Below are 11725 nucleotides of genomic sequence, written 5' to 3' on the forward strand. Positions count from 1 at the left end.
GGACAAATCCATGCGTGCGTTTCTCGTCCCGTTCCTGATCCTTGCCGCGCTGCCTGCCGAGGCGCGCGACTACCGGCTGGGGCTGATCACCCCGCCGCCGCATCAATGGACCAAATCCGCCGAGGCGGCGGCGGCCGAGATCGCCGAGGCGACCGGGGGGCGGGTCAATATCCTCGTCTTCCCCTCGGGCCAGCTGGGCAGCGAGGCGCACGTGCTGCAGCAGCTGCAGACCGGCGCGGTGGATTTCTCGATGATGACGCTGGGCGAATTCGCCAGCCGCGATGCCGATTACGGCATCTTCCATGCGCCCTACCTGGTGGAGGACATCGCGGCGGCGGGCGATCTGCTGCAGGGTGAGGTTGCCGCCGGTCTCCTGCAGGGGATGTCGCAATTCGGCCTGCACGGGCTGGGCTGGGGCCTGGCGGGGATGCGCCAGGTGCTGCTGGCCGCCCCGGCGGAGGATGTCGGCGCGCTTGCGGGACGCAAGATCCGCACCGTGCCGCTGGCCCCCGAGATGGAATTCTGGAGCCTCCTGGGCGCCGCGCCGACGCCGATGCCGCTGCCCGCGCTCTATGACGCCTTCGCCAATGGCCAGGTGGACGGGATGCAGATCGATTACGAAGGCAGCTGGAACACCGGCTATTACACCCATGGCGGGCAGATGCTGGCCTCCGACCACATGATCTTCCCGATGGCGGCGGTGGCCTCGGGGCGCAGCTGGGCGGCGATGGCGCCCGAGGATCGCGCGGTGGTCGAGGAGGTGTTTTCCGAGCGGCTGAAGGATCTCGTCGGGCTTTATGCCGGGATCGACGCGGAGAACCGCGAAAGGATCGAGGCGGCGGGGCTGACCGTCACCGAAGTCGGCCGCGACTGGTTCGAACCGGCGGTCAGCGCCTGGTACGACGCCTGGCACGAGAAGACCCCCCTTCTGGCGGAGCTGGAGAAAGAGGCGGCACGATGAGGGGGGGCTGGACGCGGCGCGGCGTGATCTCGGCGCTGCCCGGCGCCATGCTGGCCGGTCAGGCCCTGGCCCAGCCCTCGCAGGAGCTGAAGGGGCCGACGGTCTTCGAGACCGGATCGCCCGATTACCACACCGCCAGCTTCACCCTTCCCGGACCCGAGGGCGGCAGCGACGATTTCATCGAGGTGGCCTGGCCGAAGCGCGGCACGCCGAAGCCCGACATCCTCTATGCGCTGGACGGGCGCGCGGTGGCCGAGTTCCTGACCCCCGAGCGGCTGGCGGTGCTGGCGGCGCAGGGCGGCCCGGCCATCGTCGCGGTGGGCTACAGCCTCAAGGCCCGTTTCGCCACGATGGAGCGCGCCCGCGACTACACCCCGCCCGGACCCGACGGCGCGCATGTGCCCGATCCGCGCGGCCGTCCCGGCGGCGGGGCGGCGGAGTTCCGCGAGAGGCTGGTCCGCGAGATCCTGCCGCGCGCGGAATCCTACCTGCCGCAGGGCGCCGGGCGCCGCGCGCTGTGGGGCCATTCCTATGGCGGGCTCTTCTCGCTGTGGGAAGGGATGCGGGCCGAACCGGATTTCGACCGCGTCATCGCCGCCAGCCCGGCGCTGTGGTGGAATGACGGCGCATTCTGGCACGACATTCTGGCGCAGCTGGAAACCCCCCCGGTGCCGCGGATCCGCATCGACCTGCATCGCGGCGGGGCCGAGCGCGAACGCGCCAGCCGCCCCGACAATGCCGCGGCCCAGGGCGTGGTCGCGATGCGCGACCGGCTGCCTGCGGATGCCTCCGCGCAGCTTGACGCCGCATTGCGCGGCGCGGGCGTGGCGGGCGAGACACGCGTCTTTCCCGGGCTCAGCCATGGAGAGGCCTTCTCGGCCTCCCTGGCCCATACGCTCGGCCTCGACGCCGCCTGATTGCCGCAGCACCATCTGCGCCGCGACGGATTTCCGCCGCCGCGACGTTCAACACCGCAAGCCAGCCGCCGGGCCAGCCTTCCTCCAGGATCACAAGGGATCTCCGATGACGTCCATTTTCCGCCTGACCAGCGCCGCCAGCGCGCTTGCCCTCTGCCTCGCGGCGCCTCTGGCCGCGCAGGAGGCCTTCGGGCCGCTCGACACCGCCTTCGATGCCCGCGTCCAGTTCTCGGGCGTGGATCGCGGCCCGGTCACCGCCGGATCGACCGTCACCGTCAGCGGCGAGCGGTTCGAGGCCGGGCAGACCGTGATCCTGCGCCAGAACGGCGTGCCGCTGAACGCGGTGCCCTTCGAGGCCGATGACGAGGGCCGCATCTCGGCAGAGGTGAACATCCCCGAGGATGTCGAGCCCGCCGTCTATCCGGTGGTGATCGAGGTGGCGAACCCCGCCTATGCCGATGTCACCAAGCTGAAGGTCTCGCCGGTTCTGGAAGAGACCGGCAACCTGGAGATCACCACGACGCCGATGGCGCCGGGGCTCTACCAGGTGGCGCATTCCGCGGATGGGAACGTGCTTTATGTCACCAGCGCGGTGGGCCGTCCGCCGGTGAAGGAAAGCGCGCTGCTGAAGGTCGATGCCGCCACCGGCGAGATCCTGGCGCAGGCGACCCCGCCTGCCGCCCCCGCGCGCGAGGATGGCAGCGATGGCGGCGTCTTCGCGGTCTATGGCGTGGGCGTGGACGACGCCACGGGCCAGGTCTGGGTCACGAATACCCGCCAGAACACCATCGCGGTCTATGACGGCGGCGACCTGAGCCTAGTCAAGCAGTTCGATCCCGGCCAGCTCGGCCATCCGCGCGACGTGGTGGTGCATGACGGCAAGGCCTATGTCTCGGCCACCTTCCTGCCCGAGGTCCATGTCTTCGACACCGCCACGCTGGAGCCCGCGGGCATCATCGAGATCCCGTCCCATGCCGGGCGCGGCTCGGAATTCGGCACGGCGAGCCTCAGCCTCGACCCGGAGGCCGCAGAGATCGTCGTCACCAGCCTGACCTCCAACGAGGTCGCCACGATCGACCTGGCCTCGGGCGAGGTCGCCTCGGTCCACCAGGTGCCGGGATCGGACAGCTCGATCGGCGTCAGCCATGATCCCGAGACCGACCGCATCTTCGTCGCGGGCCAGGGCAGCGACACGGTGACCATCCTCGACGGCCAGTCGGGCGATGTCGTGGCGCAGGTCCGGGTCGGGGCGAACCCGCTGAACGTCGCCTTCGATCCGGTCAGCGGCCTGGCCTGGGTGGCGGTGCGCGCCTCGGGCACGGTCGTGGCGCTGGATGCCGATGGCGAGATCGTCGCCAATGCCGCGGTCGGCCCGCTCCCCAACCACCTGATCGCCGACGGCAAGGGCGGCGCCTGGATGGTCAACAAGGGCAATGGCGATGACGGCAACCAGCTGATCCACATCTCGCTGAGCGAGTGAGCGACCGGCCGGGCGGGATCCCTTCCGCCCGGCCTCCCGACGGACAGGAAGACAGACGATGCCCGAGATCACCCAGATCTGGCCCGAGGATTTCGCCGCGCGGTACCGCGCCCGCGGCCATTGGCGGGGCGAGACCTTCCCGGCGCTCCTGCGCGCGCGCGCCGCGGCACATGGCACGCGCGAGGCGGTGGTCGGCAATGGCCGCAGGATGACCTATGCCGAGCTGGCCGCCGGGGCGCAGGCCTTCGGCGCGGGACTTCTGGCGCGCGGGCTCGTCCCCGGCGACCGGGTGCTGGTGCAGATGGGCAATTGCCCCGAGTTCTTCACCGCGGTCTTCGGCCTCTTCGCCGCCGGTCTGATCCCGGTTTATGCGCTGCCCGCGCATCGGCGCACCGAGATCGCACATCTTCTGGCCAGGTCCGGCGCGCGGGGCATGATCATCGAGGCGCGGATCGCCGGGTTCGACCATGCCGCTCTGGCGCTGTCGCTGAAGGACGAGCTGCCCGCGCTGGAGCATGTCATCGTCGCAGGCAGCGCCGGGGGCGCCGCGGAGATGGCCGCCGTCGCGGGCGATCCAGCCGGCCTGCCTGCCGATCCCGATCCGCAATCGGTGGCCTTCCTGCAAATCTCGGGCGGCTCGACCGGCCTGCCCAAGCTGATCCCGCGCACCCATGACGACTATATCTACACCCTGCGCGAAAGCGCCCGGATCTCGGGGCTCGACGGCGACAGCCGCTATCTGGCGGCGCTGCCGGTGGCGCATAACTTCACCATGAGCTCGCCCGGCACCTTCGGCACGCTCTATGCCGGGGGCACGGTCGTGCTGGGTCCGGTCGCCACGCCCGAGGCCTGTTTCCGCCTGATCCGCGAAGAGGCGGTGACGATCACCGCGCTGGTGCCGCCGCTGGCGCTGACCTGGCTCGATGCCGCCGCCGAGACCCGGCCGGACATCCCGACGCTGCAGGTCCTGCAGGTGGGCGGCGCGAAATTCCTGCCCGAGGCGGCGCGCCGGGTGCGGCCCTTGCTGGGCTGCACGCTGCAGCAGGTCTTCGGCATGGCCGAGGGGCTGGTGAACTACACCCGGCTGGACGATCCCGAGGAGGTCATCACCGAAACCCAGGGCCGCCCGATCAGCCCCGATGACGAGATCCGCGTGGTCGACGATGCGGGCGACCCGGTGCCCGACGGCATGGCGGGCCACCTGCTGACCCGGGGGCCCTACACGATCCGCGGCTATCACGACGAGCCGGGCGCCAACGCCCGCAGCTTCGAGCCGGGCGGCTGGTACCGCTCGGGCGACATCGTCGCGCGGCAGGGCTCGGGGCATCTGGTGGTGATGGGCCGCGCGGGCGACCATATCAACCGCGCGGGCGAGAAGATCTCGGCCGAGGAGATCGAGGACCACCTGATCGCCCATCCCGACGTGCAGGATGCGGTCGTCGTTTCCATCCCCGACGCGGTGCTGGGCGAACGCAGCTGCGCCTTCATCCTGGGCCGGGCCGGGACCGCGCCGAAACCGGCGGAGCTGCGCCGCTTCATGCGCGGGCGCGACATCGCCGCCTTCAAGATCCCCGACGAAATCCGCATGGTCGCGGCGCTGGACGTCACGGCCGTGGGCAAGATCAGCCGCCGCAGCCTGCGCGAGACGCTGAAGGCCGAGGCAGAGGCAAGGAAAGAACAATGACGACCGCCCCCCTGACCCGCGCGCAGATGCGCGCCGACATCGCCGCCCAGCTGGGGATCGACCCCGAAGAGATCGGCGGCGGGGACAGCCTGCTGGATCTGGGGCTCGATTCCGTGCGCCTGCTGAAGCTGGTGACCGCTTGGGAGGCGGCGCTGCCGGGGCTGGACTACACGCGCTTCGTCGAGGTCGAGACGCTGGACGAGTGGTGGGACATCGTCGCCGAGACGCAGGCAAGGGCATGACGGCGACGCCGCTTCTGGAGGAGCAGCTGGGCGTCTGGTACGCCCAGCGTCTGGCCCCCGACAGCCCGGCCTTCAATACCGGGCAGGTGCTGTTCCTCGAGGGACGGCTGGACGTGGCCGCGCTGGAACGCGCGGTGGCGATGCTGGGCGCGGAGGCGGAGGCGCTCAGGCTGCGCTTCGACGAGACGCCGCAGAGGCCCTGCCAGATCGCCGGTGCGCCCGCCCCGCAGCTGGCGCACCGGTCCCTGGAAGGTGCGGATGATGCCGCGGCCATGGCGGCCTTCGAGGCCGAGGCGCGCGTGCCCTTCGATCTCGCGGCAGGTCCGGCGGCGGCCTTCACCCTGTGGCGGCTGGGACCGTCGCGGCATGCGCTGACCCAGAAGCTGCATCACCTGATCGCCGATGGCTATGCCAACCTCCTCGTGACCAACCGCCTGGCCGCGCTTTACGGCGCGCAGGCGGCCGGGCGCGATCCGGGCCGCCCGCTGGCGCCGCTGTCCCGCCGCGCCGAGGCCGATGCCGCCTGGCAGGCCGATCCGCGCCGTGCGGCGGAACGCGACTGGTGGCATGCCCGCCTGGACGGCATGGGCGCGGTGGGCAGTCCCTCGGGACAGGAGGCGCGGCCGGCCGGGCCGTGGTTCCATCGCAGCGAACTGGCGCTGCCGCCCGGGGTTTCCGCGCGGCTCTGCGCGCTGGCGGAGCGCGCCGGGATCGGCTGGCCCGATGCGCTGACGGCGCTTTGCGCCGCCTATCTGGCGCGGTTCTCGCCCGATCGCGATTGCGTGCCGGGCATTCCGCTGATGAACCGGATGGGACCGAAAGCGGCGCGGGTTCTCGCCTCGCTGGTCAATATCCTGCCCTGGCGCGCGCCCCTGGACCCGCAGGCGCCGCTGCCGGACTGGCTGGCGGCGGCGGGCGCGGATCTGGCGCTGCTGCGCCGCCACGGCCGCTATCGCGGCGAGAGCCTGCGCCGCGAGACGGGGCGCCTGGGCGGCGGCCGCAGGCTGTACGGCCCGCTGATCAACGTGCTGCCCTTCGAACCCTGCCCGCGGATCGAGGGGCTGGACACGCGGCTGGAGATCCTGGGCGCGGGCGCGGTGGAGGACATGACCATCTGTTTCCGCGGCACCGGGGTTGCCGGGCTGCGGCTGCAGGTCGATACCAATCCCGGGCTCTACTGCGCTGCCGCGACCGCCGCCCATGCCGAGCGCCTGCGCGCCTTCCTGACCGCGGCGGCAGGGGCGGAGCGGCTGGCGGACCTGCCCAGCCTCACGCCGGCGGAACATCGCGCCCATGTCGAGACCCGCAACCGCACCGCCCATCCGGTGCCCGCGACCACGCTGGCGGCGCTGATCGCGCAGGGGCTGGCCGAAGAGCCGGAGCGCCCGGCGGTGGTCTTCGGCGACACGGTGCTGAGCCGCGCCGAGCTGGACCGGCGCAGCCTTGCCCTGGCCGCCGACCTGGCCGCCCGCGGCGCCGGGCCGGGCACGCGTGTGGCGGTGGCGCTGCCGCGCTCGGCCGATCTGATCGTCGCGCTTCTGGGCGTGCTGCGTGCCGGCGCCGCCTATGTGCCGCTCGACCCCGAGGACCGATCGGCGCGCAGCCGCGACATGCTGGAGCGCGCCGCGCCGGAGCTGGTGCTGGCCGAGCGGGGCTATGCCCCGGACGGGCTGCCGGTCCTTTCGCCCGCGGACTGGCCCGCGGCGCCGCGGCAGGCCCTGCCCGCCGGGCCCGCACCGGACGATCCGGCCTACCTTCTGTACACGTCCGGCTCGACCGGGCGGCCCAAGGGCGTGGTCGTGTCCCATGATGCCATCGTCAACCGGCTGCTGTGGATGCGCGACGCCTACGCGATCGGCGCCGGGGACCGCATCCTGCAGAAGACGCCCGCCACCTTCGATGTCTCCGTCTGGGAATTCTTCCTGCCCGCGATCTCGGGCGCGACGCTGGTCGTGGCCCCGCCCGGGGCGCATCGCGATCCGCGCGCGCTGGCCGGGCTGATCCGGCAGGCCGGGGTGACGGTGGCGCATTTCGTGCCCTCGATGCTGGCGCTGTTTCTCGACGTGCCCGAGGCCCGGGGGCTGCGCCTGCGGCATGTCTTCGCCTCGGGCGAGGCGCTGCCGGCGGATCTGGCGCGGGCCTTCCACGAGCGCATCGCGGCGCGCCTGCACAACCTCTACGGCCCGACCGAGGCGGCGGTGGATGTGACCTTCCGCGAGGCGACGGGGACGGAGACCGGCGCCAGCGTGCCGATCGGGCGGCCGGTCTGGAACACGCGCACCTACGTGCTGGACGATGCCCTGCGGCCGGTGCCCGACGGCGTGCCGGGGCGGCTGTTCCTCGCCGGGCGGCAGCTGGCGCAGGGCTATCACGGCCAGCCCGAGCTGACGGCCGAGCGGTTCCTGCCCGATCCGTTCCATCCCGGCGAACGCATGTACGATACCGGCGACATCGTCACCGCCGACGCCACCGGCGCGCTGACCTATCTGGGCCGGGCCGACGGGCAGGTGAAGCTGAACGGCGTGCGCATCGAGACCGGCGAGATCGAGGCGGCGGCGCTGGCGACGGGCACCGTGCGCCAGGCGGCGGCGGGACTATGGCAGGACGCGGCGGGCAGCGCGCATCTGACGCTCTGGGCCGTGCCCGCCCCGGGGGAGGATGCCGCCTCCATCCGGCGGGCGCTGACGGCGGCGCTGCCGCCGCTGCTGCAGCCGGGGCTGGTCGCCTGCCTCGACGCGCTGCCGCTGAGCCCCAGCGGCAAGCTGGACCGCCGCGCCCTGCCCGCCCCGTCCCGGACCGTCGCGGCACGGCGCGGGCTGGCAGCGGGGACCGAGACGCTGCTGGGGCGCCTCTATGGCGAGATCCTCGGACTGTCCGATCCCGCCGGACCCCGGACCGATTTCTTCGCGGCCGGCGGGGACTCCCTGGCGGCGATGCGGCTGTGCCTGGCGATCGAGACGGAAACCGGGCGCGATCCGGGCCTCGGCACGCTGATCGAGACCCCGGTCCTGTCGGATCTGGCGCGTCGGCTGGACCGGCAGGCGGCAGCGGATCACGGGCTGGGCCCGGTCCTGCGCCTGCCCGGTGCCGGCCCCGGGACGGTGATCGCGGTGCACCCGGCCGGCGGGCTGGGCTGGTGCTACCGGGCGCTGGCGCGGGAATTGCCGGGACTGCGGGTGATCGCGCTGCAATCGCCGCTGCTGGATCCCGGCAGGCCGGACCCGCAAAGCCTGTCGCAGCTGGCCGCGGATTATGCCGATCTGGCAGAGGACCTGGTGCCCGAGGGGCCGGTCTCGCTGATCGGCTGGTCCCTGGGCGGGATCATCGCCCATGCGATGGCGGCGGAATTCGAGGCGCGCGGCCGCGATCCGGGGCGGCTGTGCCTGCTGGATGCCTATCCGTCGGAATGCTGGCGCAACGAACCCGAACCCGATGACGGCGCCGCGCTGCGCGCGATCCTGGCGGTGGCGGGGTTCGACCCGGAGGCCCATCGCGACCTGCAGGACGTGGCCGCGGTGCTGGGGTTCCTGGCCGCGCGGGGCCATCCGCTGGCGGCGCTGCCGCCGCAGGCAGCCGCCGGGGTGATCCGCGCGGTGCGGGCCACCAACAGGCTGGTGCGGGGCCATCGCGAACCCGTGATCCGCGGGACGGTGCGCCATGTCCATGCGCGGCTGGAACATCTGCGGACGGGATTCGCCCCGGATCTGTGGCTGCCCTATTGCGGGCGCCTGGAGACGCTGTCTCTGGAATGCCACCACCGCGAGATGATCGCCCCGGCGCAGGCTTCGCGGATTGCGAGTTTTTTCTCCGCCCCCGCGACGCATCGCGAGGCGCAGTTGCAAACGGGACACAAAATCCGGACATATTGAGACATCAACCTCACGGTCCCGTGCATTTGTCGCGGTGATGTGACAGTCGGTGCGGGAGAGCTAGCGACCCCGAGCGAGCCAGTACCGTTTCATTTGACAAGGTAAACCAATGCGTAACACTCATTGGGTGCGCGGCCGGACCATGTCCGCGCTGCTCGGGACCGCCATTGCGTCCGTTGCCGCCTCCGCCGTCATCGCGCAGGAAGCCACCGCGACCGGCGAGGCGATCCGGCTGGAGAACATCCTCGTTTCCGCGGAAGACCAGGTCCTGCAGGCGCTCGGCTCCACGACCGTCACCTCCGAGGAGATCGACGAGCAGCCGGTCACCAACGACCTGTCGGAAATCATCCGCAAGCAGCCCGGCGTCAACCTGACCGGCAACAGCGCCTCGGGCCAGCGCGGCAACCAGCGCCAGATCGACATCCGCGGCATGGGCCCGGAAAACGTCCTGATCCTGATCGACGGCAAGCCCGTGACCTCGCGCAACTCGGCGCGGATGGGCCGCCAGGGCGAACGCGACACGCGCGGCGACTCGAACTGGGTGCCCGCCGAGATGGTCGACCGCATCGAGATCCTGCGCGGCCCGGCGGCGGCGCGCTACGGCTCGGGCGCCGCGGGCGGCGTGGTCAACATCATCACCAAGAAGCCCGAGGAATTCTTTGCCCAGCTCTCGGGCTATGCCGAGATCCCCGACAATGACGACGAGGGTTCGACCTATCGCACCAACGCGCTGGTGGCGGGGCCGATCGGCGAGAAGCTGAGCTTCCGCGTCTATGGCAGCTGGAACGAGACCGAGGCCGACGATCCGGGCGTCAACGACGACGAGAACGCGGGCTATGAAGGGGTCATCAACAAGGACCTCAACGCCTTCCTGCGCTGGCACATGATGGAAGGCCACACGCTGGACTTCGAATATGGCTGGTCGCGCCAGGGCAACGAATATGCGGGCGAAAGCGGCTTCGGCACCGGCCTCGCCACGGGCGTCTCCGAAGAGCTGATGGGCGAGGAGACCAAGAAGGAGCTGCGCGAGACCTTCGCCATCACCCATAACGGGACCTACGAATTCGGCGAGTCCTTCAGCTACATCCAGTACGAGAAGACCCATAACGAGTCGCTCTGCCAGGGGATGTCCGGCGGCGGCGAAGGCACCTACAGCTACTGCGCCGATACCGACGGCGACGGGTCGGCCGACGACTTCGCCTGGCTGACCAACGATTACGAGTCGCTCAGCGCCAAGACCGAATGGGACATCTACGGCTCCATCCTGGGCCGCGAGAGCGTCTACACGCTGGGTGCCGAATATCGGGGCGAGAAGATCGACCAGAAAGTGCCCTCCAGCGTCTCCAGCATCAGCGACACGCGGCTGGAATTCAAGGATTCCGACTACAAGGAACAGGCGCTTTACGGGGTCTATGCCGAGGCCAACATCCAGGCCACCGACCGGCTGATCCTGACGCCGGGCCTGCGCTATGACTATTCGGACCGCTTCGGCGACAACCTCTCGCCCAGCCTGAATGCCGAATACGAGATCAGCGCCGCCTGGACCATCAAGGGCGGGATCGCGCGGGCCTTCAAGGCGCCGAACCTCTACCAGCTGAACCCCGACTACTACTACAACACCCGCGGGCGCGGCTGCCCCGAGGGCTATTCCGGCCCCTGCCGCATCAAGGGCAATGACGACCTCGATCCCGAATACAGCATCAACAAGGAAATCGGCGTCGCCTATTCCGGCCTGAACGGGGTGGACGGGACGCTGACCTACTTCCACAACGACTACAAGGACCGCATCGCGGCCGATGTCGTCGACGGCGCGGTCGATCCGGCCACCGGCGGGTCGGTCTTCGAATGGGCCAACACCCCCGAGGCCGTCGTCCGCGGTCTCGAAGGCAGCTTCAACGCGCCGATCGGCAGCGCGCTGAGCCTGAACGTCAACCTGACCTACATGCTGGAATCGGAAAACAAGCAGACCGGCAACCCGCTGAGCCTGGTGCCCGATTACACCATCAATGCCGGTCTCGACTGGCAGGCGCGCGACGACCTGCTGCTGACGCTGAGCGGCACCTATTACGGGCCGATCCCGACCATTACCCGGTCGCTCAGCCAGAATACCGAGATCACCGAAGAGGAAGACCTGGTCGAACAGGGCGAATACGGGATCTTCAATGTCGGCGCGCATTGGGATGTGACGGATGCGGCCTTCATCAAGTTCGGCGTGACCAACATCTTCGACAAGACGCTGGAGCGCACCGGCAACGGCTCGGAATCCTATAACGAGCCCGGCCGCGGCTTTTATATCGGGATGACCCAGACCTTCTGATCCACCCGCGATCCGCGACCATCTGGACACCCCCGGCCCCGTGCCGGGGGTGTTTTCCGTTTCGGAACGGGGCCGCGGCGCGCCTGCCGGAGACGGTGGGAAACAAAATGCGGGAAAACGACATTTTCCGCGCCGGAACCCGCGCGCCTCCGCGTTGAGGCCATGAGGGGCGACCGGCCGCAGGGTCCGGCGGCGGTGGTCCGCTCAATTCGCTTGCCGCGAGGCGGCAGACCATCGACACTGTCCCTGGATCAT

Annotated in this window: 7 protein-coding genes; all 7 read left to right on the forward strand. The window is 70.6% G+C overall.

All coding sequences use genetic code 11. From position 1 onward, the window contains the following. The first annotated feature begins 10 nt into the window (after positions 1 to 10). The 7 genes from ICN82_RS03515 (at position 11) to ICN82_RS03545 (ending at position 11470) form a co-directional block, all read left to right on the forward strand. Positions 11 to 961: a TRAP transporter substrate-binding protein gene (locus ICN82_RS03515; RefSeq protein ID WP_193179671.1), complete on the forward strand. Its 951-nt coding sequence runs from the start codon at positions 11 to 13 to the stop codon at positions 959 to 961. Next, complete coding sequence (locus ICN82_RS03520; RefSeq protein ID WP_193179673.1) at positions 958 to 1878, forward strand: alpha/beta hydrolase; 921 nt, start codon at positions 958 to 960, stop codon at positions 1876 to 1878. Before ICN82_RS03515 ends, ICN82_RS03520 begins: the two co-directional genes overlap by 4 nt. A 106-nt stretch (positions 1879 to 1984) precedes the next feature. Beyond that, on the forward strand, positions 1985 to 3358 hold the full coding sequence (locus ICN82_RS03525; protein WP_193179675.1) for a beta-propeller fold lactonase family protein: 1374 nt from the start codon (positions 1985 to 1987) through the stop codon (positions 3356 to 3358). A 58-nt stretch (positions 3359 to 3416) separates the two neighbouring features. Then, positions 3417 to 5042, forward strand: a complete 1626-nt coding sequence (locus tag ICN82_RS03530) for a (2,3-dihydroxybenzoyl)adenylate synthase (protein WP_193179677.1) — start codon at positions 3417 to 3419, stop codon at positions 5040 to 5042. Continuing rightward, positions 5039 to 5284: a phosphopantetheine-binding protein gene (locus tag ICN82_RS03535; RefSeq protein ID WP_193179679.1), complete on the forward strand. Its 246-nt coding sequence runs from the start codon at positions 5039 to 5041 to the stop codon at positions 5282 to 5284. Before ICN82_RS03530 ends, ICN82_RS03535 begins: the two co-directional genes overlap by 4 nt. After that, complete coding sequence (locus tag ICN82_RS03540; protein WP_193179681.1) at positions 5281 to 9153, forward strand: non-ribosomal peptide synthetase; 3873 nt, start codon at positions 5281 to 5283, stop codon at positions 9151 to 9153. Before ICN82_RS03535 ends, ICN82_RS03540 begins: the two co-directional genes overlap by 4 nt. 109 nt (positions 9154 to 9262) lie before the next feature. Next, a complete protein-coding gene (locus tag ICN82_RS03545) occupies positions 9263 to 11470 on the forward strand; it encodes a FepA family TonB-dependent siderophore receptor (RefSeq protein WP_193179683.1) in 2208 nt (735 codons plus the stop codon). The last annotated feature ends 255 nt before the right edge of the window (positions 11471 to 11725 follow it).

Source organism: Mangrovicoccus algicola (assembly GCF_014903745.1).
Taxonomy (GTDB): domain Bacteria; phylum Pseudomonadota; class Alphaproteobacteria; order Rhodobacterales; family Rhodobacteraceae; genus Mangrovicoccus; species Mangrovicoccus algicola.